At 63.5% G+C, this 23,833-nt stretch carries 23 protein-coding genes; 9 read left to right on the top strand and 14 right to left on the bottom strand.

Translation table 11 applies throughout. The features are described 5' to 3' along the window. Positions 1–292: 292 nt before the first annotated feature. A complete protein-coding gene (locus FJ964_RS04840) occupies positions 293–799 on the top strand; it encodes an OsmC family protein (protein ID WP_140549299.1) in 507 nt (168 codons plus the stop codon). A gap of 14 nt (positions 800–813) precedes the next feature. Here the strand turns inward: FJ964_RS04840 and FJ964_RS04835 are convergent, their stop codons facing one another. The 13 genes from FJ964_RS04835 to rpsF all read right to left on the bottom strand — a co-directional run bounded on the left by FJ964_RS04835 (position 814) and on the right by rpsF (position 12,642). After that, positions 814–1,032 (bottom strand): hypothetical protein, encoded by a 219-nt coding sequence (locus FJ964_RS04835; RefSeq protein ID WP_140549298.1) that lies wholly within the window; start codon positions 1,030–1,032, stop codon positions 814–816. 147 nt (positions 1,033–1,179) lie between these two features. Further along, a complete protein-coding gene (locus FJ964_RS04830) occupies positions 1,180–1,815 on the bottom strand; it encodes a hypothetical protein (protein ID WP_140549297.1) in 636 nt (211 codons plus the stop codon). An 83-nt stretch (positions 1,816–1,898) separates the two neighbouring features. Continuing rightward, positions 1,899–2,654, bottom strand: coding sequence for an SDR family NAD(P)-dependent oxidoreductase (locus FJ964_RS04825; RefSeq protein ID WP_140549296.1), 756 nt, complete (start codon positions 2,652–2,654; stop codon positions 1,899–1,901). A 48-nt stretch (positions 2,655–2,702) separates the two neighbouring features. After that, positions 2,703–4,172 carry an amidophosphoribosyltransferase gene (purF, locus tag FJ964_RS04820; RefSeq protein ID WP_140520658.1) on the bottom strand — a complete coding sequence of 490 codons (1,470 nt, stop codon included), beginning with the start codon at positions 4,170–4,172 and terminating at the stop codon, positions 2,703–2,705. A 121-nt stretch (positions 4,173–4,293) separates the two neighbouring features. Beyond that, entirely contained in the window at positions 4,294–4,965 is a 672-nt protein-coding gene (locus FJ964_RS04815) for a CvpA family protein (protein ID WP_140494478.1), read from the bottom strand. Between the two features lie 43 nt (positions 4,966–5,008). Beyond that, the gene (gene radA / locus FJ964_RS04810) at positions 5,009–6,412 is read right to left on the bottom strand and encodes a DNA repair protein RadA (RefSeq protein ID WP_140549295.1); all 1,404 of its coding nucleotides are present in this window, start codon (positions 6,410–6,412) and stop codon (positions 5,009–5,011) included. Positions 6,413–6,510: 98 nt separating this feature from the next. Then, positions 6,511–8,001: a replicative DNA helicase gene (locus FJ964_RS04805; RefSeq protein ID WP_140549294.1), complete on the bottom strand. Its 1,491-nt coding sequence runs from the start codon at positions 7,999–8,001 to the stop codon at positions 6,511–6,513. 210 nt (positions 8,002–8,211) lie between these two features. Beyond that, positions 8,212–9,198: a small ribosomal subunit Rsm22 family protein gene (locus FJ964_RS04800; protein WP_140549293.1), complete on the bottom strand. Its 987-nt coding sequence runs from the start codon at positions 9,196–9,198 to the stop codon at positions 8,212–8,214. 3 nt (positions 9,199–9,201) lie between these two features. Continuing rightward, positions 9,202–9,525, bottom strand: a complete 324-nt coding sequence (locus FJ964_RS04795; RefSeq protein ID WP_140549292.1) for a YnfA family protein — start codon at positions 9,523–9,525, stop codon at positions 9,202–9,204. Between the two features lie 84 nt (positions 9,526–9,609). Then, the gene (locus FJ964_RS04790; RefSeq protein WP_140549291.1) at positions 9,610–10,902 is read right to left on the bottom strand and encodes a cyclopropane-fatty-acyl-phospholipid synthase family protein; all 1,293 of its coding nucleotides are present in this window, start codon (positions 10,900–10,902) and stop codon (positions 9,610–9,612) included. Between the two features lie 200 nt (positions 10,903–11,102). After that, a complete protein-coding gene (gene rplI, locus FJ964_RS04785) occupies positions 11,103–11,687 on the bottom strand; it encodes a 50S ribosomal protein L9 (protein ID WP_140549290.1) in 585 nt (194 codons plus the stop codon). A gap of 212 nt (positions 11,688–11,899) precedes the next feature. After that, on the bottom strand, positions 11,900–12,148 hold the full coding sequence (gene rpsR, locus FJ964_RS04780) for a 30S ribosomal protein S18 (protein ID WP_006203718.1): 249 nt from the start codon (positions 12,146–12,148) through the stop codon (positions 11,900–11,902). Beyond that, positions 12,148–12,642: a 30S ribosomal protein S6 gene (rpsF, locus tag FJ964_RS04775; protein WP_140494463.1), complete on the bottom strand. Its 495-nt coding sequence runs from the start codon at positions 12,640–12,642 to the stop codon at positions 12,148–12,150. The genes rpsR and rpsF overlap by 1 nt, the downstream gene beginning before the upstream one ends. Before the next feature lie 449 nt (positions 12,643–13,091). Here rpsF and FJ964_RS04770 point away from each other — a divergent pair, with 449 nt between their 5' ends. Then, positions 13,092–14,801: a pilus assembly protein gene (locus tag FJ964_RS04770; protein ID WP_140549289.1), complete on the top strand. Its 1,710-nt coding sequence runs from the start codon at positions 13,092–13,094 to the stop codon at positions 14,799–14,801. Between the two features lie 43 nt (positions 14,802–14,844). Here the strand turns inward: FJ964_RS04770 and FJ964_RS04765 are convergent, their stop codons facing one another. Then, on the bottom strand, positions 14,845–16,773 hold the full coding sequence (locus FJ964_RS04765; RefSeq protein WP_224713241.1) for an LTA synthase family protein: 1,929 nt from the start codon (positions 16,771–16,773) through the stop codon (positions 14,845–14,847). 276 nt (positions 16,774–17,049) lie between these two features. Between FJ964_RS04765 and fabD the strand changes: the two genes are divergently transcribed. The 7 genes from fabD (at position 17,050) to gmk (ending at position 23,691) form a co-directional block, all read left to right on the top strand. Further along, on the top strand, positions 17,050–17,991 hold the full coding sequence (gene fabD, locus FJ964_RS04760) for an ACP S-malonyltransferase (RefSeq protein WP_140549288.1): 942 nt from the start codon (positions 17,050–17,052) through the stop codon (positions 17,989–17,991). 131 nt (positions 17,992–18,122) lie between these two features. Next, a complete protein-coding gene (fabG, locus tag FJ964_RS04755; protein WP_140549287.1) occupies positions 18,123–18,860 on the top strand; it encodes a 3-oxoacyl-[acyl-carrier-protein] reductase in 738 nt (245 codons plus the stop codon). Between the two features lie 269 nt (positions 18,861–19,129). Further along, complete coding sequence (locus tag FJ964_RS04750) at positions 19,130–19,366, top strand: acyl carrier protein (RefSeq protein ID WP_006203723.1); 237 nt, start codon at positions 19,130–19,132, stop codon at positions 19,364–19,366. 34 nt (positions 19,367–19,400) lie between these two features. Continuing rightward, positions 19,401–20,663: a beta-ketoacyl-ACP synthase II gene (gene fabF / locus FJ964_RS04745; RefSeq protein ID WP_140494455.1), complete on the top strand. Its 1,263-nt coding sequence runs from the start codon at positions 19,401–19,403 to the stop codon at positions 20,661–20,663. 102 nt (positions 20,664–20,765) lie between these two features. Next, entirely contained in the window at positions 20,766–21,974 is a 1,209-nt protein-coding gene (gene mltG, locus FJ964_RS04740; RefSeq protein ID WP_140494453.1) for an endolytic transglycosylase MltG, read from the top strand. A 166-nt stretch (positions 21,975–22,140) separates the two neighbouring features. Further along, complete coding sequence (locus FJ964_RS04735) at positions 22,141–23,031, top strand: YicC/YloC family endoribonuclease (protein WP_140549286.1); 891 nt, start codon at positions 22,141–22,143, stop codon at positions 23,029–23,031. Between the two features lie 3 nt (positions 23,032–23,034). Then, entirely contained in the window at positions 23,035–23,691 is a 657-nt protein-coding gene (gene gmk / locus FJ964_RS04730) for a guanylate kinase (protein WP_140494448.1), read from the top strand. The last annotated feature ends 142 nt before the right edge of the window (positions 23,692–23,833 follow it).

Raw genomic sequence — 23,833 nt, 5'->3', positions numbered from 1 at the left:
ACCATAGCTGCCTTCACCCCGTCAAGAAAAAATTCCTATCAGGAGAAACCGCCGGCACAACCCGACTGCCCATCGCCAGCCCTCGTTGACCCGAGACGGTCATCGGAAAACGATGGCACTCGCCAGGGATCAAACGGTTTTGAGGCCTCGTCCCTCAATCTCCATTTGGGATAGTGGTTGCGCGCCTGTGTCCCAACGCGATGATAATGTTTGCTTTCCGGTGTGATCGGGTCAAATCTCGGTCGGTTGGCGCATGCCAGCGCCAGAAACAATCGTCGAAAGGGGCAGCGAAATGGACGCCACCGCACTGAAGGCCATGCAGGCGCCGCTGAAAGAGACCTATCGCGACGATGCTTCGCGCGCGCTCATCACGCTCAGGGCCAGAGGCAGTCTCGATGACCAGTCGATCGCCTGCAAGGTCGAGACGGGCAGGGCTATCGCGATTGCCGGCTTGCATCCGGCAACCGGCGGCTCGGGGCTCGAGCTTTGCTCGGGCGACATGCTGCTGGAGGCACTGGTGGCCTGCGCCGGCGTGACGCTCAAGGCGGTGGCGACGGCGCTCGAATTCAAACTCGGCGCCGCCACGGTCGAGGCCGAAGGCGACCTTGATTTTCGCGGCACGCTTGGCGTCGCCAAGGACGCGCCGGTCGGTTTTCGGGCAATCAGGCTGAACTTCAGTCTCGACACCGATGAGCCGCAGGAGCGCATCGATTCCTTGCTGAAACTGACCGAACGCTACTGCGTGGTGTTCCAGACCATCAACCAGAAGCCGGAGCTGACGGTCAGCGCAAGGCGCTGACGCAGCAGCGCGCCCTACTGCGCTGACGGTTCCTCCGCGTCGCCCTCGTCGGTGAAGGGTGAGGCGCTCGGCACGCATTGCAGCGACCAGCCGGTCGGGGCCGGCTGCTTCTGGTATTCGGTGATGGCGGCGGTGCATTGTTCGCGCTTGTCGAACGTGCTGGGCAACACGACCATGCCGCCTTGCGGGCCGGCGATTACCAGGTACCAGACCAACGCTACGCTCGAAGCCATGGGAATTTCCTTGCTCTGCCCAGCCGGGCTTGTTGTGGGAACCGATACGATCCTATCAACTCCGCGGAAATGACGAAAGCATGACCGCGACGCAGCTTTCCGCCGCCACATCACAGCCGCGTGATGTGGCGGGCAGGCCGGTTCCGGTCAATTCGTTGCGAAACAATAGAACAGGCCGTCGCCGCCGGTGCCTTTCAACGCCTCCTGGCCGCAGCCGCCGCGCGAGGCGTGCGAAGAGTTCCAGGATTTGGCGGCAGCCGAATCATCGAGCCCGGTGCGGTCGTGGTGACCCATCATGGCAGCGCCTTCCGCGCCGCTCATGGTCCAGTCACCGCAGGTCTGGTCGGCGATCTTGGTGCCATCGGGCTTCGAGCCGGTCAGGATATCGTGCCGGTTGGGCGTATCGCCGCGGCCGTTGACCATCTCGCCTTTTTCGTTGAGCGCCGTCTGCTTGGAGATGCCGTTGGCTTCACCGTGCAGCGAGGCGACGTCGTCGGCTATCTTGACGCCCTTGGCATTAACCCATGGCCCTTTGCCGATGCGGTCGCGCGCATCCTCGGTGCTGGTCGACAGGTAGGCGGCCCAGGTCTTGCCGGTGACGCCGGCTGCTTCCGCCAGCGAGGCGCAATGCGCGTCCGCGCCCTTCAGGCCGCCGAGGTCTGCCCCTTTGCCCGAGCCGACGCTGGTGACGAAGAAACTCATCTTGGCATCTTGTGACAAGGCCGTGCCTGCGGCCAAGGCGGAGATAATGGCGGTGGCGGCGATGAGAATAAGTCTGCGCATGTCGGTCCTCCGGGGTTTGAGCTTCGAATATACATTCGAGGAACGCCGCCCGGAGCCGAATTCTTCCGATAAAAAGGATGCGGCTATTCCGGCTGCCGGTAGGCGACAAAACGGTTGTGCTTGGCCTGGAAGATCAATCCCGTCTCTTTCAGGTCGGGGCTTGCCAGCGGCACGATGCGTTTGGCGATCTCGGAAGGATGCGGCAGCGTTTGCGGGTCCTCGCCGGGCACGGCTTGCGCGCGCATCGCGGTGCGGGTGGCGCCGGGGTCGGCCGCGTTGACCCTGAGCGGCAGGCTCTGCGTCTCATGCGCCCAGGAGCGCATCATCGTCTCGACCGCCGCCTTGGAAGCCGCGTAGGGCGCCCAGAAGGCGCGCGCCGAGTGAGCGGCATTGGACGAAAGAATGATGGCTCGGCCGGCGTCGGAGAGCCGCAGCAGCGGGTCGACCGAGCGGATCAGCCGCCAGGTCGAGGTGACGTTGATGGTCATCACCTTCTCGAAGGTTTTGGCCTCGACATGACCGATCGGCGAGATCACGCCGAGCACGCCCGCATTGGCGACGAGAATGTCGAGCTTGCCCCAGCGCTCGTGGATGGCGCCGCCCAGGCGGTCGATGCCGGCCATGTCGGCAAGGTCGAGCGGCACCAGCGTCGCTTCGCCCTTGCCGGTTTTGGCGCGCTCGGCCTTGATCTGGTCGTCGAGTTCCTCCAGTCCGCCCACGGTGCGCGCCACGGCAATGACGTGGGCGCCGGCGGCGGCCAGTTCCCTGGCGATGAAGTAGCCGATGCCCCGCGAGGCGCCGGTAACGACTGCAACGCGGCCGGAAAGGTCTAGGGTCATGCGATGGATTCCGGAAATATGGCTATGGCAACTGGCGGTGCGGCAATCCTACGCCCCGCTCGTCGCCAGCAGCGACAGCGTGCGCACATTGTCGTGGCCTTCGAAATCGAGCAGGCGGGTCGGATACTGGCCGGTGAAGCAGGCGTCGCAGAATTGCGGTTGCTCGTTGTCGCGATTGGCCTCGCCGACGGCGCGGTAAAGCCCGTCGATCGACAGGAAACCGAGCGAATCGACGCGGATGAATTCGGCCATCTCCTCAATCGACATGCGTGATGCCAAAAGCTTCGATTTTTCCGGCGTATCGACGCCGTAGAAGCAGGAGGCGCTGGTCGGCGGCGAGGCGATGCGCATGTGCACTTCCTTGGCGCCCGCATCGCGCACCATCTGCACGATCTTCTGGCTGGTCGTGCCGCGCACGATGGAATCGTCGACCAGCACGACGCGCTTGCCCTCGATCATGCGGCGGTTGGCGTTGTGCTTGAGCTTGACGCCCATATGGCGGATGGAATCGCCTGGCTGGATGAAGGTGCGGCCGACATAGTGGTTGCGGATGATGCCGAGCTCGAAGGGAATGCCCGCGGCTTGCGAAAAGCCGATTGCCGCCGGCGTGCCGGAATCCGGCACCGGCACGACGATGTCGGCCTCGACCGGATTTTCCTGCGCGAGTTCCGCGCCGATGCGCTTGCGCACCTCGTAGACGTTGCGGCCTTCGACCGAAGAATCCGGGCGTGCGAAATAGACATATTCGAAGATGCAGAAGCGGGTCTTCTGCGGCTCGAACGGGAACAGGCTTTCGATGCCCTTGGAGGTAACAACGACCATTTCGCCGGGCTTCAAATCGCGCACGAAACGCGCGCCGATAATGTCGAGAGCGCAGGTTTCGGAGGCCAGGATCCAGGCGCCGTCGAGGTCGCCCAGCACCAGTGGACGGATGCCGAGCGGGTCACGGCAGCCGATCATCTTCTTGGCCGTCATCGCCACCAGCGAGAAGGCGCCCTCGACTTGGCGCACCGCATCGATGAAGCGCGAGTTCAAATCGCGCTCCTTGCTGGTGGCGACGAGGTGCAGAAGCGTCTCGGTGTCGGAGGTCGAGGAGAAGATCGCGCCCTGCTTCTGCAGCGCGCGTTGCACGGTCATGGCGTTGGTCAGATTGCCGTTATGGGCCACGGCGAAGCCGCCATCGGCCAGTTCGGCGAAGAAAGGCTGGATGTTGCGCATGCCGGCGCCACCGGTGGTGGCATAGCGCGTGTGGCCGATGGCGCGATTGCCTTGCAGGCTGTCGATGACGCGTTGCTTGGTGAAGGTGTCGCCGATCAGGCCGACATGGCGTTCGACATGGAACTGGGTGCCGTCGTAGGAGACGATGCCGGCCGCTTCCTGGCCGCGATGCTGCAGCGCGTGCAGACCGAGCGTGACGATGGCCGCCGCGTCCTGCCGGCCGAAAATGCCGAACACGCCGCATTCGTCGTGGAAGTGATCGTCAGCTTCCGCGGAAAGCACGTCGTCTGCGTCTGCCATAGGGCTCAAGCTCCGCTAAAATCGCCATATAAGGCGATAGCGCCGTGAAAGCAACGCGTCCGGCGATGGTTCACGATCATCGTCAGTCCTGGGCGCCTGTTCGGCGGCGCCCGATCACTCATCAGTTCGCCGGCGCAGCCGGGGCCGGATTGGCCGGTGCGTTGTCCGCGGGAGGCGTTCCGGCATCGCTGTCGTCAGGCGCCGGCGCATTGGCATCGTCCCCTCCCGCCGGAGCATCCGTGGCCGGTGCATCCGGTGCGGCGGGCGTTTCGGCGGCCGGCTGATTCGGATTGAGCTTCTTGAGGATGGCGTTTTCCGGATCCTCGGGCAGCAGGCTTTCGAGCTTGGCGCCGATCTGTTCCAGCAGCGGCCGCGACTTGGCCTCCGTGACCCAGGCCGGAGCCTTGGCGCCGGCCAGCCAATTGAAGAACAGCAGGGCCACGGCGACCACCAGAATGCCGCGGGCGGCGCCATAGAGGAAGCCGAGCGTGCGGTCGAGCGCGCCGATGCGGGAATCGATGATCCAGTCGGCGAGTTTCATGGTGATGACGCTGACGACGATCAAAGCGATGATGAAGACGACACCGGCGGAGGCCGCCATGGCGATCTTTTCATTGTCGATGTAGGGCTTCAGATAGGGCAGGACGGGCTTGTAGAAAAAGAATGCCGCCGCGGCCGCCGCCGCCCAGGATACGATGGACAGGACCTCGCGTGAAAAGCCGCGAACCATGGCGAGCATCGCCGAGACCAGGGTGAAGCCGACGAGAATTCCGTCAAGCAGCGTTATCGGCATCTTTGTCGCCCCACTCCCTGTCGCTCACCATCAGGTGAACCCGTCATTCTTCGTCGTTGGCGCGGCTGCGCCGTGAGCCGGCTATGCGCGCCACGAGGTCGGCGAGCTCGGTGGGCTGGAAAGCGCCGGCCCCGATTCCTCCGGCAAGTTCCTCGCTGCCCAAGGGCAAAACCGCGCTTCCGAAACCCAGCTTTTCGGCCTCCTTGAGACGCTGCTGCGCATGCGCAACCGGCCTCACGGCGCCAGAAAGGCTGATTTCGCCGAAATAGACGCAATCGGCGGGAAGGGCAAGACCGGTGAGCGAGGAAACCAGTGCGGCCGCCACCGCCACATCGGCCGCGGGCTCGGAAATGCGGTAGCCGCCGGCTACGTTCAGATAGACGTCTTGTTGGCCGAAGCGCACACCGCAATGCGCCTCGAGCACCGCCAGGATCATCGACAGCCGGGCGCCGTCCCAGCCAACGACGGCGCGACGCGGCGTGCCGAGCGAGGAGGGCGCGACCAGCGCCTGGATTTCGACCAGCACCGGCCTTGTGCCTTCCATGCCGGCGAAAACCGCCGCTCCCGGTGATTTCGCATGGCGCTCGCCGAGGAAAAGCTCGGACGGATTGGCAACCTCGCGCAGGCCCTTGTCCGACATTTCGAAGACGCCGATCTCATCGGTCGGGCCGAAACGGTTCTTGACGGTGCGCAGGATACGGTAGTGATGGCCGCCTTCGCCCTCGAAATAGAGCACGGCGTCGACCATGTGCTCGACGACGCGCGGGCCGGCGATCTGGCCTTCCTTGGTGACATGGCCGACGAGCACGATCGCAGCACCCGTGGATTTCGCATAGCGGATCATCGCTTGGGCGGCGGCACGCACCTGGGTGACGGTGCCGGGCGCTGAATCGGCAAGGTCGGTCCACAGCGTCTGGATGGAATCGAGGATCACCAGGTCCGGCCGCTTGCCATCGGCGATCGTGGCAAGGATATCCTCGACATTGGTCTCGGCCGCCAGTTCCACGGGCGTCGAGGCGACGCCGAGGCGCTGCGCGCGCAGCCTGATCTGGGCGACCGCCTCTTCACCCGAGACATAGACGATGCGGTGGCCTCGAGAGGCAAGGGCGGCCGCAGCCTGGGTGAGCAGCGTCGACTTGCCGATACCAGGATCCCCGCCGACCAGCAGCGCCGAGCCGCGCACGAAGCCGCCGCCGGTGGCGCGGTCGAGTTCGCCGATGCCCGACACGATGCGCGGCGCGTCCTCGATATCGCCGGAAAGCGTGGTCAGCACCACCGCGCGGCCCTTGCGGGCGTTGCGCGTATTGGCCGGCCCGGAACCGATGCCGCCGGACGTGCCTTCCTCCACCAGCGTGTTCCATTCGCCGCAGGCATCGCATTTGCCGGCCCAGCGCTGATGCACCGATCCGCAGTTCTGGCAGATGAACTGGACGCGGGATTTAGCCATGAAGGTGCGTCGTCCGCCAATTGCAGAAGGCAAGCACCCTACGGCCGCGCCGTAGAGCGCTTTGACCCAATGACTTTCTTGCGGTCGCGAACAAGCTTCTACTCAAACCTTTCCGCGATATGATGTTCCTCCGCCAGATCCGAGAAGCGGGTGAATTCGCCGTGGAAGGCGAGCGTGACCGTGCCCGTCGGTCCGTGACGCTGCTTGGCCACGATTACCTCGGCCTTGCCGCGCATCTCGTTCATCTCGTTTTCCCACTTGATGTACTCGTCGGTGCCGAGCTTCGGCTCGCGGTTCTTGAGGTAATATTCCTCGCGATAGACGAAGATCACGACGTCGGCGTCCTGCTCGATCGAGCCGGATTCGCGCAAGTCCGAGAGCTGCGGGCGCTTGTCGTCGCGGCTTTCGACCTGACGCGAGAGCTGCGACAGCGCGATGATCGGCACCGCGAGCTCCTTGGCCAGTGCCTTGAGGCCGGTGGTGATCTCGGTGATTTCCTGCACGCGGTTCTGCGAGGCCCTGGCGCTGGAGCCCTGCATCAGCTGGATATAGTCGATGACGATGAGATCGAGGCCGCGCTGGCGCTTCAGGCGCCGGGCGCGGGCCGAGAGCTGGGCGATCGAGATGCCGCCGGTCTGGTCGATGAACAGCGGGATCTTCTGCATGGTCTGCGAACAGGCGACCAGTTTTTCGAAGTCCATTTCGGTGATCTCGCCGCGGCGGATCTTCGAGGAGGAGATTTCCGTCTGTTCGGAGATGATACGGGTCGCGAGCTGTTCCGACGACATTTCGAGCGAGAAGAAGCCGACGACACCGCCATTCGCCGCCTTGAACGACCCGTCGGCCTGCTGCGCCGGCACATAGGCCTCGGCGACGTTGAAAGCGATGTTGGTGGCGAGCGACGTCTTGCCCATGCCCGGACGGCCGGCAAGGACGATCAGATCCGACGATTGCAGGCCGCCCATGCGGCGGTCGAGGTCGCGCATGCCGGTGGCCAGCCCCGACAGGTGCCCGTCGCGCATATAGGCGGCATTGGCCATATCGACCGCGGTCTTGACCGCATCGGTGAAGCTCTCGAAGCCGCCGTCATAGCGCCCGGTTTCGGCCAGCTCGAACAGGCGTCGTTCGGCATCCTCGATCTGCTCGGACGGCGACATGTCGACCGGCGCGTCATAGGCGATGTTGACCATGTCCTCGCCGACGGTGATCAGGGCGCGGCGCGTCGCAAGGTCATAGATGGCGCGGCCGTAATCCGTGGCATTGACGACCGTGACGGCTTCGACCGCCAGCCGCACGACATATTGCGCCACCGTCATGTCGCCGACCTTCTCGTCGGCCGGCAGGAAGGTCTTCAGCGTGATCGGCGTCGCCACCTTGCCCATGCGAATCAGCTCGGCCGCGACCTCGAAGATCTTGCGATGCAGGGGTTCGTAGAAGTGGCTGGCCTTCAGGAAGTCGGAGACGCGATAGAAGGCATCGTTGTTGACGAGGATCGCGCCGAGCAGCGCCTGTTCCGCCTCGATGTTGTTCGGCGCCTCGCGATAGAGCGGTTGCTCCGCTACGCCGAATTTCCGCGCTGCCTCTGCCATGATGTCCCCGATTTCGATCCCGGTCTCTCGATATCAGAATCGGAAAATTGAGTGCTGACTTATCTGCAACAGTTATCACCCAAGCAGATTTGATGCCCACTGTTCACAGAAACAAAAAACCGTCCACAGGACAGTATTCCCGTGCCCTGATTCCAGTTGACTCGACAAGGTGGTGATTCTACGCGATGGCTTGGAACAAAGCAAGAACAATCATCGCGCAACCCGCAGGACTGTATCGAGCACATCGCCCCAGTCCGACCGCCGCGCCGCCTTGAACAATTCACCGTCACGCTTGCTGAAAAGCGTCTCGCCGGCACTGCCGTCCGGCCGGCAAAGCTTGAGCGCCACCTTGCCCGAGCCGGTCTTCGGTGGCGCGATCACCCGCGCCGCGCGGACCGGCGCCGGCTGCCTCGAAGCCGCGACATAGATGAACTTCTCGTCCTCCCATGGCACTTCGGCGTCCTTGGCCAGCCGGTGCAGGCGCGAGCGGGCGACGCGCCGCGAAAAATGACACCAGTCGGGCGGGATGAGCGGGCAGGGGGCTTCGTGCGGGCAAGGTGCCAGCACATGCGCGCCCGCTTCCATCAGTTGCCGGCGAACCGCGAGAACACGCTGCCAGCCCGCCGGCGTGCCCGGCTCCACGATCAGCAGCGTGTCCGTCGTGAGCTGCCACAGCCGATCGACCATTTTCGGCAGGGATGCCGGTGCGATCTCGTCCAGCACATAGGCGCAGGTGACCAGATCCGCAGGCTGCAAACCGTCAAGGTCGATGGTCACATCGCCTGCCCGCCAGGCGATCCGGGCAGCGATCGCGTTGGCGGCAAGCGTCTCGCCGACCTTGCGCACCGCAGCACTGGCTTCCAGCAAAACCGCCTGTTGGAGATCGGGCCACTGGTCTGCCGTGGCCCAAAGTACGGTTCCCGGGCCGGCGCCGACGTCGAGCAGGGTTTCCGGTGCGAATTCCGGCCGGGCCTGGTTCACTGCGTCGAGGCTGGCGCGGACGGCGGCATAGGTCGCCGGCAGCCGCGTCGCCAGATAGGCCTTGACAGCAATATCCTGCGCCATATGCAGGCGACCGTCGCGCGTCTCGGCGCGATAGCGATCCGACAGGGTTTTCGCCGCCTGCCTGAGCACCGGCAGCGGCACGTTTTCGAGGGCACGGTCGACGGCCTGTCGAAGCGGGGCAGGCAGTTCCACGGCTCATGCTCCTCGTGGTGCGAGCAGGATGACAGAGGCACCCAGTATGCAGAGCGCCGCCCCCGCAAGGTCCCACCGGTCGGGACGCACGCTTTCCACCAGCCAAAGCCAGACGAGCGACGCCGCGATGTAGATGCCTCCATAGGCGGCATAGGCGCGGCCGGCCGCGCTGGTGTCGACCAGGGCCAGAAGCCAGGCGAACACAAGCAACGAAACGAAACCTGGCAGCAGCCACAGCGGCGACTTCTCCAGCCGCCACCACGCCCACACCGAAAAACAGCCGCCGATCTCGGCGAGCGCCGCGGCTGCATAGAGGACATAGGTCATGAAAAAGGCCCCGCGACGATCACGAGGCCTTTTTCACGGCAGGAGCCGGGAATGGCAAGCGCCAATGCCGCAAGCGGCCTGTTCTTACTCCGCCACCTTGCGGCGCCGGGCGGGCTTGGCGGGCTTTTCGACCGGAGCCGCTTCGCGATGGCCCATGTCGCGCATTTCGAGCGCCTTTTCACATTTGACCATATAGTCGCGCGCCATCGGCAGCGTGTCGTTCTTCCTGGCAAGCTGGATCTGGAAGATGACCAGGTCCTGCCAGCGGAAGGCGGCTTCCGAGGCTGCCAAATAGAATTCCCACATGCGGCAGAAGCGCTCGTCATAGATCGCCTTGGCCTTGTCGCGGTTGGCGGCGAAGCGCTGGCCCCAATGCTTCAACGTGTCGGCATAGTGGAGCCGCAGGATTTCGATGTCCGTGACGACGAGGCCTGACTTCTCGATCGCCGGCATGACTTCGGAAAGCGCGGGAATGTAGCCGCCCGGGAAAATGTATTTTCGGATGAAGGCGCTGGTCGCCCACGGCACGCCGGAGCGGCCGATCGTGTGCAGGAGCATGACGCCGTCAGGCTTCAGCAACGTCGCGCTTTTGTCGAAGAAGGTGCGGTAATGGTTGACCCCGACATGTTCGAACATGCCGACCGAAACGATGCGGTCGAAGCGTTCGTTGAGTTCGCGGTAATCCTTCAGCTCGAAATGGACGTGGTTTTCCAGGCCCTGGGCATGCGCCCGGTCGGTGGCGACGCCGTGCTGCTCGGTCGACAGTGTCACGCCCTGTACGTCGACGTCGAAGGCCTTGGCGAGGTAGAGGCCTAGCCCGCCCCAGCCGGAGCCGATGTCGAGCACCGTCTGCCCGGCCTTCAGCCTGAGCTTGGCGGCGATGTGGCGTTTCTTGGCTGCCTGCGCCTCGTCCAGCGTCATGTCGGGCTGCTCGAAATAGGCGCAGGAATACTGCATGTCCTCATCGAGGAAGAGCCGGTAAAGGTCGCCCGACAGATCATAGTGGCGCTGCACGTTGCGGCGCGAACGCGACGCGGTGTTGATCTGCTGCAGGCGGCGGAAGGCGTGGCGCAGGCCTTCGATGGCTTTCGACCACGTCGCGTCGATGCCGCCGCTGCCCATGTTCTGGAAAGCGATGCGCATCAGGCCAAGGACGCCGCCCTCGAGGATGTCGAGTTCGCCATCCATGTAGGCTTCCGGCACGGCCAGCATCGGATCGAAGGTGATGGCGCGCTCGGCGTGCCTGGTCTTGATGTGCAGGTGCACCGGCTCGCCGCTGCCGTCACCGAACACGAATGTTGTGCCCTTGGGACCGGTCACCTTGAGATTGCCTGTGCGCACCAGGCGGTCGAGAACGCGTTTCAACAGAATATTCATGACCCAAATGTCCCCTCTCGGTCAGACAGGCTGTCCTACTCTGCATCAATATATAGGGTTTCGAAAAGTTCCTTTTGGCACAAAAATGCCCAGGTGACGAACCCGGGCATTGGTCCAGTTTGACTGGAGCTGCCAGTTTGACTGGAGTTGACTGAAGCCGAAGCCGAATGCGGCGCGCCGGCAGGCGCGCCGCGCCGATATCAGGCGTTCTCTTCGCCGCCCTCGAACTCGGCGTTCGGGTCGAAGAAGTTCTCCGGCCGGGCATTGTCGTTGATGTCGTCGCCATAGATGGCCTCGGCGGTGGTCAGCGTCTCGCCCTTGGCCTGACGCTCGGCTTCGTCGGCCGTGCGGGCGATGTTGAGCGTGATGGTGACCTCGACTTCGGGATGCAGCGCGATCGCCACATTGGTCAGGCCAATGGTCTTGATCGGCTGGTTGAGCTGGATCTGGTTGCGGTTGACCGAAAAGCCTTCCGCCGTCAGCAGGTCGGCGATGTCGCGCGTCGACACCGAGCCGTAGAGCTGGCCGGTCTCGCCGGCCGAGCGAACGGCGATGAAGCTCTTGCCGTCGAGCTGTTCGGCCACCTGCGAGGCTTCGGATTTCCGCTCGAGGTTGCGGGCCTCGAGTTGAGCGCGCTGGCCTTCGAACTTCTTCTTGTTGGCTTCGTTGGCGCGCAGCGCCTTGCCCTGCGGCAACAGGAAATTGCGGGCAAAGCCGTCCTTGACCTTGACGGTCTCGCCCATCTGGCCGAGGCGGGAAACGCGTTCGAGAAGAATGACTTCCATGGTTTTGTTCCTTTCGTTGGGCACCAATCGAGGGATCGGTGCCGAATTCTCTGGAACAGGTCAGGAAGCAAAAGGGCGTTGCCGCCGGTGTCGCTGTCCTGCCTGTCGCGGCAGTTAGAGGCTTTTCACCTCAACTCGGGATTTGATGTGCAATCCAGCGGCGCCCGTCGCCGTGGAAGAGAAGCGGGGGGCGGAGCCGCCCGCGTCAAGGATTAACGAACCACGTAGGGCAGCAGGCCGAGGAAGCGGGCGCGCTTGATTGCCTTGGCGAGCTCGCGCTGCTTCTTCTGGCTGACGGCGGTGATGCGCGACGGCACGATCTTGCCGCGCTCGGAAATGTAGCGCTGCAGGAGACGCACGTCCTTGTAGTCGATCTTGGGCGCGTTGGCGCCCGAGAACGGGCAGGTCTTGCGGCGGCGATGGAACGGGCGCCGGGTCGGGATCTGGTTGATGTCGACCATTATTCTGCACCCCCTTCAAAGCCTTCGCGCGGACGGCGCGGACCACGATCGCCACCGGCGTCGCCGCCGAAGCTGCGTGGCGGACGATCGCCGCGATCACGGTCGCCGAACGAGCGCGGACCACGGTCGCCGCGGTCACGGTCGCCGAAGCCGCCGCGTTCCGAGCGCTCTTCGCGCTTCTGCATCATGGCGGAGGGACCTTCCTCATGCGCATCGACCTTGATGGTCAGAAAACGCAGCACGTCCTCGGACAGGCCCATCTGGCGCTCCATTTCGTTGAGCGCTGCCGGCGGGCAGTCAAGATCCATCAGCGTGTAGTATGCCTTCCGGTTCTTGTTGACCCGGTAGGTGAGGGACTTCAGTCCCCAGTTCTCGACCCGGCCGACGGACCCGCCATTGGCGGAGATGACGCCCTTGTACTGTTCGACAAGCGCATCGACCTGCTGCTGCGAGAGGTCCTGCCGGGCAAGAAACACATGTTCGTAAAGAGCCATTATGTCTTTTCGCCTTTCTTCGTTTCTCTCCCGGTTCCCGGCGGCAAAAGCCTCTGCAACTTCTCTGACCCGCCAGGAGCGGGGAAGAAAGGAGCATGACGAGACGGTCGAGAGCGGAGACACGGGAGGCGGAAGCGCTTCTGGCTTCACGCGAAGGTTTCGAAAACCTCCGGCCCTCCGTTCAGCCCCCAGCTGGGACCGGCAGATTGGCGGCGTCTATATAGCAATCCACATGGAAGGCAAGAGCAAGCGGCAATCCCGGATGTCGCAGGGCCGGAAAAACCGGCATGTGCGGCGACGGGACGTCATGGTTCCCGGAAACCAGACCTTAACCACCATGACAGGTTGTATGGGGTTGCGGCCCCGGCATCAACCGCCGATTCATCATGTCTGGCGCAAAAAGCGGCATCCCGCTGTCAGCAACGGGCTAGGCATTTCCGGGGGTAAGGATGCTTCTCAAGAAATTCTGGCGCTCGAAAAGCGGCAATTTCGCGCTTTTGCTCGGGATCGGCTTGCCGGCCATCCTGTCGGCGGTGGCCTTCGCAACCGATGTCTCCACCATCATGCGGGCCAAGAGCAACCTGCAGAATGCGCTCGACGCGGCAAATCTCGCCTCCTCGCATCTCGGCGATCTGGACATCACCCGCACCGACGCCTTCAACCGCTATTTCCAGGCCAACGTAGCCGGACATGGCGAACTCACAAATGCGCAGGCGACGCTGACCGTCGACAGGGGCGTCAATTTCGTCAAGACGAAGGCGGTGGCCTCGGCGGACGTCGATTTGAACTTCGCCTTCCTGTTCGGCCAGAGCAGGCACATCGTGGTCGATGCCTCGGCGGTCGAATCGAACAACCAGCTCGAAGTCGTGCTGGTGCTGGACAACACCGGCTCGATGGCCGGCGCCAAAATTGCTGCCCTGAAGACAGCGACGGACAATCTGCTCAAATATCTGGAAGCGGCGCAATCACCGACGCGCAAGGTCCGCGTGGCGCTGGTTCCCTTCGTCACGGCTGTCAATGTCAATGGCGACGGGTTCGACCCGTCCTGGATCGATATGGACGGCAAGTCATCCACCAATGGAATCAATTTCCCCATCATCAACGGCAAGCGTCCCAATCACATGGCGCTGTTCAGGCAGTTGATGAAAGATCCGGCCTCTGCCGCCAGGTTGACGGGGTGGAAGGACGACAAGGGGGAGGATACGGGTTGGAAAGGCTGCGTCGAGGCGCGCCCTGGTGCCCTTAATATCGCCGATACGCCGCCCGATCCACGTTACCCCGACACTCTGTTCGTGCCGTATTTCGCGCCGGACAGTCCGGGAAAGGGCACGAGACCTTCCAGCGGCTATTCAAACGATGCCTATCACTACAACAATTCCTTTATCGACGACGCCCCCGATGAGACCAAACTAGCTCAGAATGGCGGACTGAATATTCTCGGAATAGATCTGAGCGGCTTGCTTGGAAGTGCTGCCGGCGTTTTGAGGGGTGATCTTGAAACGGTCGCCAAATATGTGGCGCCGCAGAACACCGCCATTGCCACCGCGGTCACAAACGATCCAAACGCTTTGCAACTGACGGTAGGGCCAAACCGGTCCTGTCCCTCGCCAATCGTCCCCTTGACGGAAGACTTTACAAAGCTTCGCCAGGCGGCCGCCAAGATGCTTGCATGGGCGGGGTCCGGCACCAATGTTTCCGAGGGCCTGGCCTGGGGCCAGCGGGTGTTGTCGCCGAGTGCGCCCTATGTTGAGGGGACGCCTTGGAAGACGCCCGGGGTGAGCAAGATCGTCATGTTGCTCACCGACGGGGAGAATGTCGTCTACGGCGCCAGCAACGAGACGACCAAGTCCGACTATACGTCCTATGGTTTTCTTGCCGGCTCAGCCTATGGCGCTGCCGGTCGGCTTGGATCGGACAATCAGACGACCGCCGCGCGCAATGTCGACGGATGGACCAAAAGCGTCTGCACGCAGCTGAAGAACCAGGGCGCCGAAATCTACACGATGGTGCTGCAATCCGACACCGCCGCCAACCGCACGCTTTACAGCGCTTGCGCCTCGGATCCCAGCGACTATTACGCGGTCAACGATCCAAACAAATTGCCGAACGTGTTCCAGCAGATCGCCAACAAATTCTCGAAATTGCAACTGACGAATTGAACGCTCGACCCGCTGGGCGGCATCCAGAAGGATGCCGCGAATCTCAGCTCATATGGGCGACGACCTTGTCCACCGTTTCGGGGAAGAAGTCGGGCGCCGCGTGGCGTTTGCCGAACATCATGTCGTATTGCAGCAGCCGGAAATCGCGGATCGCCGGGTCGATTTCCTTCTGCCGCGCCCAGTCCGGCGTGGCTTCTCCCGCCGGCGTCAACAGCAGATTGCGGTCGACCACGCGGTAGCGTTCGCGCATCTCTCCCAGGAAGCCGGTGTAGTAGGGGTGGGTGATGCCGGCCGTTTTCAGGATGTGATAGGGCAGGAAGGCGGGGCTGACGGCGCCCATGTCCTTGGCCGGGCCGGTGCGGTTCGACCAGATGATCAGCGGCGTCTGATGATGCTCCAGCGCCGCCTCGGCGGAAGCCTCCTTGCGCGGCGCGACATTGTCCTTCATGAACCCGGTCTCGACATAGACCGGCCCAAGTGGCGGCAGATGGTCGCCGAAGAAGGCGATGACGGTGGGGCGAGAGCGTTTCTTTGCCCATTCGACCAGGCGTCCGAGACCGCGGTCCGCGTCCGCCGAGCCCTCGGTGTAACTCAGCAGCGATTCACGCGCCCATTGGCTGATCGGCGCCTGCACGGTGTGGGTCGGGTTGTAATAGCGGTTCGGCTCGTAAGGGCCGTGGTTCTGCAGGCTGACGGCAAAGAAGAACACCGGGGCATCGCTGGCATCGGCCTCGCTGATGATCTCGTCCGTCATCGCCGCGTCGGATGCCAGCGGCCCGCGCTTTTGCATCGGCGGCAGCGTCTCTTCCGATCTGAAGTCGTCGAAGCCGAAATCGGCATAGACCGCGCCGCGGTTCCAGAACCAGTTGGTGCCCGGATGGATGGCGCGCGCCTTGTAGCCCTCCCTCTTCAGGAAAGTCGCCAGCGACGGCGTCGGCGTGCGCACATATTGCTGGTAGGGGATGCTGCCGGCCGGCAGGAAGGCGTTGGAGAAGCCGGTCAGTGCCTCGAACTCGATATTGGCGGTCATGCCGCCGAATTCGGGTGAGAACATGGAGCCCGAACGCAGCGCCCGCACGTTGGGGATCGGATCGGGCGTGATGGTGACCCCGGGCAGCTTGGTCGGATCCCAGAAGGATTCGCTCATGACGACGATGATGTCGGGCTTTTCCTGGGGCACAGAGGCGGTCACCTGCGGCCTGTCGATGGCCGCGATCGTCTTTTCCGAATAGCCTGGCGGCGCCGAGACATGCGCCATCGGCACGTTGAGCGCGAAGGCGAGCGCAAAGCCGTTGGAGGCGTAATTTTCCTTCTGGTCCCACATGATCGGGATGATCTGCAGCCGGTCCCGGGTCCAGGAGAAGGTGGCATAGTCCATGATCGAGACGAAGAAGGCGAGCAGCGGCACCGCCAGCGTCAGCCGGGCGAGACGGCCCTTGCGACTGAGTATCGGCACCTTTCGACGCCAGACCCGCCAGCCATAGATGAGCAGCGACAGGCCGGCGACGATGCCGACAACCATGGCAAGGGCGGTCATCGGGCGGTCACGCACCAGAAGCGGCAGCAGCGCCACGATCTGGCGGGAGTAGAGGAAATCGGTCGGGTAGAGGGGATCGCCGAGATAATGCGATTTCTGATGACCGATGAAAGCCAGCGAGAGCGTCAGCGGCGCGACGATCATCAGGCTTTGATAGCTGCGGCCGAAAACGGCATCGAGGCCGATCAGAACCAGGGCGAACACCACGATCGTGGTCCAGCCCGGCTTGAGCGGCTGCAGGAAGAAGGAAACCGTGCCGCCGAAGTCGCCGCGCACGATCAATTCGATGGCGAACACCAGGACGGCTGCGATCAGCAGGCTGGTCAGCCCATAGCGTATGGTCGGCCACTTCCGTCCCGGCAGGTAGCCGGTGGAAGGATCGTCTTCCAGAAACTGTGGCGCGGCTTTGCCTGCGCCTTTCGAAATCCTAGCCACTTTAACTTCCCCACCCAGCGACAGACCCGTCACTCGATTGTCATGGAATTGTCACGCAAAGCTAGCGCCTGTGGCGGAAATAAGAAGAGCCAGCAAACGATTCGTGAGCGGTTTTCATCAGGAGTGATCGCCAAAAAGCCTTTTGGAACAGGCACTCGGCCCACAAAGCTGCCGAGCGGCCGGGCCGAACCGGGCTTGACTTGGCAGGCCGCGTTGCGTCACAGGCAGGAAAATTCGTGTATCAGGCAAGCAGAACCGAGCTTTGGGAGCCCACACATGGCCGTTGCATTCACCTTCCCGGGACAAGGCAGCCAGGCTGTCGGCATGGGCAAGGACCTCGCCGATGCCTTCCCCGAGGCGCGTAGGGTTTTTAGCGAAGTCGACGACGCGCTCGGCGAAAACCTGTCGAAGCTGATCTGGGAAGGGCCGGAAGAGACGCTGACGCTGACCGCCAACGCGCAGCCGGCGCTGATGGCTGTATCGTTGGCCGCGATCAGGGCCTTGGAAGGACGCGGTTTCTCGCTGAAGGACAAGGTCGCCTACGTCGCCGGCCATTCGCTGGGCGAGTATTCGGCGCTCGCCGCCGCCGGCTTCGTCTCGGTTGCCGATGCCGCCAGGCTGCTGCGCATCCGCGGCAATGCCATGCAAGCGGCGGTGCCGGCCGGCGAAGGCGCCATGGCGGCGATCATCGGGCTGGAGCAGGCCGATGTCGAAGCCGCCTGCGCCGAGGCTGCCAAAGGCTCGGTCTGCCAGATCGCCAACGACAATGGCGGTGGCCAGCTGGTGATTTCCGGCGCCAGGGCGGCGGTCGAACTCGCCGCCAAACTATGCACCGAGAAGGGCGCCAAGCGGGCGCTGATGCTGCAGGTCTCCGCGCCCTTCCATTCGGCGCTGATGGCGCCTGCCGCCGAGATCATGCGGGAAGCGCTGGCTGGCGTAACAAAGAACGCGCCTGTCGTGCCGCTCGTCTCCAATGTCACGGTCACTCCGACCAGCGATCCCGACGTCATTGCGCGCCGTCTGTTCGAACAGGTGATCGGCCGCGTGCGCTGGCGCGAGACGGTGGAGTGGTTCGGCGCGAACGGCGTCACCACGCTCTATGAAGTCGGCGCGGGAAAAGTGCTTTCAGGGCTGGCCCGGCGCATAAACCGCGACATCGCCACGCGATCGGTCGGAACCGCGGCGGAGGTCGAGGCCGCATTGGCGGCGCTCGGGTGAAGCGCCGCGTGTGAATTGATGGCGCGGCTTGTATCGCTGAAGATATTCCGTTGATGATGGCAATCGGACACCGGCACGACGTATACAGATAAGGTTGCTCGCTGAGCTTCCGAAACCAAAGAGGAAAACACATGTTCGAACTGACCGGCCGCAAGGCACTTGTCACCGGCGCGTCGGGAGGCATCGGCGAGGCGATCGCCAGGGTGTTGCATGCGCAGGGCGCCGTCGTCGGCCTGCACGGCACGCGCATCGAGAAACTGGAGGCGCTGGCCGCCGAACTTGGCGACCGGGTGAAGCTGTTTCCGGCCGACCTGTCGAACCGCGACGAGGTCAAGGCGCTCGGCCAGAAAGCGGAGGCCGATCTCGAGGGCGTCGACATCCTGGTCAACAATGCCGGCATCACCAAGGACGGACTGTTCGTGCGCATGTCGGACGCCGACTGGGACAGCGTGCTCGAAGTCAACCTGACGGCCGTGTTCAGGCTGACGCGTGAGTTGACCCATCCGATGATGCGCCGTCGCCACGGCCGCATCATCAACATTACCTCGGTGGTCGGCGTCACCGGCAATCCCGGCCAGACCAACTACTGCGCCTCCAAGGCCGGCATGATCGGCTTTTCCAAATCGCTGGCGCAGGAGATCGCCACCCGCAGCATAACCGTCAACTGTGTCGCCCCGGGCTTCATCGAATCGGCGATGACCGACAAGCTCAACGACAAGCAGAAGGAGGCGATCATGGCCGCGATCCCGACGCGCCGCATGGGCACCAGCGCCGAAGTGGCGTCCGCCGTCGCCTATCTTGCCTCCAACGAGGCCGGCTACGTCACCGGTCAAACCATCCATGTGAACGGCGGTATGGCGATGATCTGATCGGGTCGGCCAAAGCATGCATTTCGGGCCGGGCCCGGGCATTCGCGGTGGCTTTGAGACGGCGACAGGCAACGCCTGGGCGGGCTGTGAAAAGCGACCATTTCGGCTTGGACGCCCACGATTTTTCGTGTAATGCGGCCCGCAACCCGGCGGTTCGGGCAAAAACCGGTCTGCGGCCATTGCGTTTCCGGCGGGACCATCTTTCAGCTTGATTAGCGGCATTCCGCCCGCTAACGAAGACAGACAACCAAAAGACGAGGATGCCCCAAATGAGTGACACCGCAGAGCGCGTCAAGAAGATTGTCATCGAGCACCTGGGCGTCGATGCCGACAAGGTGACGGAGCAGGCGAGCTTCATCGATGATCTGGGCGCCGACAGTCTCGACACGGTCGAACTCGTCATGGCGTTCGAAGAAGAATTCGGCGTCGAGATCCCCGACGACGCGGCTGAAACCATCCTGACGGTGGGCGATGCCGTGAAGTACATCGACAAGGCTTCGGCCTGACGCTTTCCGCAGTCATCACCGGGGAGGACCTGCGATGAGGCGTGTCGTCGTCACGGGCCTTGGGTTGCTGTCGCCGTTCGGCATGGGCTTCGAGCACAGCTGGAAGGAACTTCTGACCGGCCGCAGCGCCGCCAAGCGCATCACCGAGTTCGAGGTGGAGGATCTTGCCTGCAAGATCGCCCATGTCGTTCCGCGCGGTGACGGCAGCAACGCAACCTTCAATCCCGAGGCGGTGCTCGAGCCGAAGGAACTGCGCAAGATCGGCGACTTCATCCTGTACGGGATCGCAGCCGCCGACGAGGCGCTGAAGGATTCCGGCTGGCAGCCGAAGACCCATGCCGAGCAGTGCGCCACCGGCGTTCTGATCGGTTCGGGCATTGGCGGCATCGAAGGCATCGCCGAGAACGCGATGATCCTGAAGGAGCGCGGCCCGCGCCGCATCAGCCCCTTCTTCATCCCCGGCCAGATCATCAATCTCGTCTCCGGCCAGGTTTCGATCCGGCATGGGCTGAAAGGCCCCAATCATGCCGTCGTCACCGCTTGCTCGACCGGCGCGCATGCGATCGGCGACGCAGCCCGGCTGATCATCTGGGGCGATGCCGACGTCATGGTCGCCGGCGGCGCCGAAGCGCCGGTGACGCGACTGTCGATCGCTGGCTTCGCTGCCTGCCGCGCGCTCTCGACCGAGCGCAACGACGCGCCGCAAACGGCGTCGCGGCCCTATGACCGTGATCGCGACGGCTTCGTCATGGGCGAGGGCGCCGGCGTCGTCGTGCTTGAAGAACTCGAGCATGCCAAGGCACGCGGCGCGAAAATCTATGCGGAGGTGACCGGCTACGGCCTGACCGGCGACGCCTATCACATCACCGCACCGGCTGAAGACGGCGACGGCGCATTCCGTTGCATGACGGCGGCGTTGAACCGGGCAAAGCTGACGCCCGCCGATGTCGATTACATCAACGCGCACGGCACTTCGACCATGGCCGACACGATCGAGCTCGGCGCCGTCGAGCGGCTGGTCGGCAACGCCGCATCGAAGATTTCGATGTCGTCGACCAAATCGTCGATCGGCCATCTCCTCGGCGCGGCAGGGGCTGCCGAAGCGATCTTTTCGATCCTCGCCATCCGCGACAACATCGCGCCGGCAACCATCAACCTTGACAATCCGGAACGTGAAACCGCGATCGACCTGGTGCCGAACAAACCGCGTGCCCGCCAGATCGACGTGGCGTTGTCCAATTCCTTCGGCTTCGGCGGCACCAACGCTTCACTGGTCTTCCAGCGCTACAATGGCTGACCGTCCGCCTGCCGGACGGCGCTTCGGCGTGTCGTCAATTTTGCCATATTCGCCCCTACTCTGCCGCAGGGGATTCGTTGAGAGATCAAACGGTAGGGCGAAATGAACACAAATCCGGCCGGCAACGGAGAGTTCGGGCAAGGGCAGGCGACATCGGGGCCGATCGTGCCGAAGACAGCCGCCGAAGCCTTGCGTCCGGAGGCCGGCACGCCGCCGCCGAAGCGCTCGCGTGCTTCGCGCAGTCAGGTCGTCGTGTTCATGAACTTCGTCATCTCCTTGGTGATGCTGATGGTTCTGGCGGCGGGTATCGCGCTTTACTTCGGCAAGCAGGAATTCACCGAGCCCGGCCCATCGGCTAATGGCGACACCTTCCTGGTCAAGCCGAACACCGGCGTCCAGGATATCGCCGACCAGCTCGAGCGGCGCGGCCTGATCAGCGACGCCCGCATATTCCGTCTTGGCGTGCGCGCCTTCGGCAATGATTCGGCGCTGAAGGCCGGCGAATACGAGATCAAACCCAGGGCGTCCATGCGCGACATCATGGAATTGCTGAAGAGCGGCAAGTCGGTCATGTACTCGCTGACCATTCCCGAAGGGCTGACCGTCGAGCAGGCGCTGGCGCGCATCGCAGGCGAGCCCGCCTTGAGCGGCGACATGCCGGCCACCGTGCCTCCAGAGGGCAGCCTCGCCACCGATACGCTGCGCTTCACGCGCGGCGCCACGCGCCAGCAGATGATCGACAAGCTGCTGGCCGACCAGAAGAAGCTTGTCGAGGAGGTCTGGCAGCGGCGCGCCGCCGACCTGCCGCTCGCCAGCATTGATGAGTTCGTCACGCTGGCCTCGATCGTCGAGAAGGAAACAGGCAAGGGCGATGAGCGTTCGCGCGTCGCCGCGGTCTTCCTGAACCGGCTGGCCAAGGGCATGCGCCTGCAATCCGATCCGACCATCATCTACGGTCTGTTCGGCGGCAAGGGCAAACCCGCCGACCGGCCTATCTATCAGTCGGACATCCAGAAGCCGACGCCCTACAACACCTATGTGATCAACGGCCTGCCGCCGACGCCGATCGCCAATCCCGGCCGCGCGGCGCTGGAGGCGGTAGCCAATCCATCAAAGACCGACGACCTCTATTTCGTTGCCGACGGCACAGGCGGACACGTCTTCGCCGCCACGCTTAACGAGCACAATGAGAACGTCGCGCGCTATCGAGCCCAGCAGAAGAAGCAAGTCGACGACGCGGCCAAGGCTGATGCCAAGGTGGAGGGGCAGACCGACGCTCCCATTGACGGCGACGCGGGGGCGGCCCAGTAGCGGCGCACGGTTTTCCAACTCGTCCACGCTGGTTGAAGGCAGGAGCGTTGGATTTTATCGGAGCGCCTCGCAAGCCGGTTGGCAGGCGGGCATTTCGGCTTTCTGAAGGTGCGCGAAGCCGGGTCAAGCAGTATCCGCAGTACGCGCCAGGGGGTATGCAGGCACGATGAATTTGCAGAGCATGACCGGATTTGCGCGTGCTGTCGCCGAACATGACGGCACCTCGATTGCCTGGGAGGTCAAATCCGTCAACGGCAAGAGCGTCGAGGTGCGGCTGCGGCTGCCGCAGGGTTTTGAGCGGCTGGAGCCGGCCATCAGGCAGACGCTTCAGAAACGTTTCGCGCGCGGCAATTTTCAGGCGACGCTGACCATCACGCGCGCCGTCGGAATGCAGTCCCAGCCCGTTGTCAACGAGGCCTTCCTCAAGGACCTGGCCGGGCTCGCCAAGCGGATCGAAGAACAATTTGGCGTTGCTCCTGCGACCGCCGACGGACTGTTGTCGCTGCGCGGCGTGCTCGAAATTCCCGAGACCACCGAAACCGAGGATGTAAGGACAGCGCTCGACAACGCCGTCATGGCGGCCCTTGAGGCGGCGCTGGAGGGGCTGGAGCGGTCCCGCCAGGGTGAGGGCGCGGCACTTCGCACGCTTCTGCTGGGCCATATCGACGCCATAGAAGCGCTGACGCTGGGCGCCGAAGCGGATCCGTCGCGCGAACCGGCGGCGATCCGCGAACGCCTCGCCGAACAGGTGCGGCTCTTGATGGATGCTTCGGCCAATCTCGACGCCGGCCGCTTGCACCAGGAAGCCGCCTTCCTCGCCACCAAGGCGGACATTCGCGAGGAGATCGACCGCTTGAAGACGCATGTGGCGTCGGGTCGGGCATTGCTTTCCGGCGGCGGCGCCGTCGGCCGCAAGCTCGATTTTCTGGCACAGGAATTTAACCGCGAATCGAATACGCTGTGCTCGAAATCGAACGCCGCCGCGGTCACCGCCATCGGACTGGAACTGAAGGCCGTGGTCGATCAATTCCGTGAACAGGTCCAGAATCTGGAGTAGCCGATGGTCGCCAGGGATTTGGGGTCCCGCATTCGCCGCCGGGGCCTGATGCTCGTGCTGTCGTCGCCGTCGGGCGCCGGCAAGTCGACGATTGCGCGCAACCTTCTGGAAAGCGATTCCAGCCTTGAACTCTCGGTCTCCGTCACCACCAGGCCGCGCCGCGGCTCGGAGATCGAAGGCGTTCACTATCATTTCCGCACCATGCGCGAGTTCGAGCGGCTGCGCGATTCGGACGCCCTGCTCGAATGGGCGGAGGTGCATGGCAATTGCTACGCGACACCGCGCGAACCTGCGGAACTTGCGCTCGCTCAAGGGCGCGACATGCTGTTCGACATCGATTGGCAAGGCGCCCAGCAGCTCAAGGAGAAGATGCGCGCCGACATCGTCTCGATCTTCATCCTGCCGCCCTCGATGAAGGAGTTGAAGGCAAGGCTGAAGCGCCGCGCCGAGGACCAGGAAGCAGTGATCGAGACGCGGCTGAAGAACGCGCGCAACGAGATCGAGCACTGGAAGGAATATGATTTCGTCATCGTCAACGATGACCTCGATCGCGCCTTCGCCGAAGTGCGCGGCATCGTTGTCGCCGAGCGGTTGCGGCGCGATCGTCGGCCCGGGCTCTTCGACTTCGTCTCGGGACTGTTGGACGAGAAGACGAGCTAGCACTTTCCTCTGCCCATAAAGATGGGCCGGCGGACAAGTCGAAGGCCGGCAGGCACTAAACGATGTGCCCGAGCAGGTCGCGCCAGATGCATTTTTCGGCGACATAAATCAGACAATTGACGAAGAGGGCAACGCCCCTAGT

The sequence above is a fragment of the Mesorhizobium sp. B2-3-2 genome, from assembly GCF_006442295.1.
Taxonomy (GTDB): domain Bacteria; phylum Pseudomonadota; class Alphaproteobacteria; order Rhizobiales; family Rhizobiaceae; genus Mesorhizobium.
The sequence above is the reverse complement of the archived record's forward strand: the minus strand, read 5'-3'. Positions and strand labels throughout refer to the sequence as shown.

Bases quoted from the DNA above. Each gene is read 5' to 3' on its own strand.
- FJ964_RS04840 (WP_140549299.1), top strand. From the start codon at position 293: ATGGACGCCACCGCACTGAAGGCCATGCAGGCGCCGCTGAAAGAGACC.
- FJ964_RS04835 (WP_140549298.1), bottom strand. From the start codon at position 1,032: ATGGCTTCGAGCGTAGCGTTGGTCTGGTACCTGGTAATCGCCGGCCCG.
- FJ964_RS04830 (WP_140549297.1), bottom strand. From the start codon at position 1,815: ATGCGCAGACTTATTCTCATCGCCGCCACCGCCATTATCTCCGCCTTG.
- FJ964_RS04825 (WP_140549296.1), bottom strand. From the start codon at position 2,654: ATGACCCTAGACCTTTCCGGCCGCGTTGCAGTCGTTACCGGCGCCTCG.
- purF (WP_140520658.1), bottom strand. From the start codon at position 4,172: ATGGCAGACGCAGACGACGTGCTTTCCGCGGAAGCTGACGATCACTTC.
- FJ964_RS04815 (WP_140494478.1), bottom strand. From the start codon at position 4,965: ATGCCGATAACGCTGCTTGACGGAATTCTCGTCGGCTTCACCCTGGTC.
- radA (WP_140549295.1), bottom strand. From the start codon at position 6,412: ATGGCTAAATCCCGCGTCCAGTTCATCTGCCAGAACTGCGGATCGGTG.
- FJ964_RS04805 (WP_140549294.1), bottom strand. From the start codon at position 8,001: ATGGCAGAGGCAGCGCGGAAATTCGGCGTAGCGGAGCAACCGCTCTAT.
- FJ964_RS04795 (WP_140549292.1), bottom strand. From the start codon at position 9,525: ATGACCTATGTCCTCTATGCAGCCGCGGCGCTCGCCGAGATCGGCGGC.
- FJ964_RS04790 (WP_140549291.1), bottom strand. From the start codon at position 10,902: ATGAATATTCTGTTGAAACGCGTTCTCGACCGCCTGGTGCGCACAGGC.
- rplI (WP_140549290.1), bottom strand. From the start codon at position 11,687: ATGGAAGTCATTCTTCTCGAACGCGTTTCCCGCCTCGGCCAGATGGGC.
- rpsR (WP_006203718.1), bottom strand. From the start codon at position 12,148: ATGGTCGACATCAACCAGATCCCGACCCGGCGCCCGTTCCATCGCCGC.
- rpsF (WP_140494463.1), bottom strand. From the start codon at position 12,642: ATGGCTCTTTACGAACATGTGTTTCTTGCCCGGCAGGACCTCTCGCAG.
- FJ964_RS04770 (WP_140549289.1), top strand. From the start codon at position 13,092: ATGCTTCTCAAGAAATTCTGGCGCTCGAAAAGCGGCAATTTCGCGCTT.
- fabD (WP_140549288.1), top strand. From the start codon at position 17,050: ATGGCCGTTGCATTCACCTTCCCGGGACAAGGCAGCCAGGCTGTCGGC.
- fabG (WP_140549287.1), top strand. From the start codon at position 18,123: ATGTTCGAACTGACCGGCCGCAAGGCACTTGTCACCGGCGCGTCGGGA.
- FJ964_RS04750 (WP_006203723.1), top strand. From the start codon at position 19,130: ATGAGTGACACCGCAGAGCGCGTCAAGAAGATTGTCATCGAGCACCTG.
- fabF (WP_140494455.1), top strand. From the start codon at position 19,401: ATGAGGCGTGTCGTCGTCACGGGCCTTGGGTTGCTGTCGCCGTTCGGC.
- mltG (WP_140494453.1), top strand. From the start codon at position 20,766: ATGAACACAAATCCGGCCGGCAACGGAGAGTTCGGGCAAGGGCAGGCG.
- FJ964_RS04735 (WP_140549286.1), top strand. From the start codon at position 22,141: ATGAATTTGCAGAGCATGACCGGATTTGCGCGTGCTGTCGCCGAACAT.
- gmk (WP_140494448.1), top strand. From the start codon at position 23,035: ATGGTCGCCAGGGATTTGGGGTCCCGCATTCGCCGCCGGGGCCTGATG.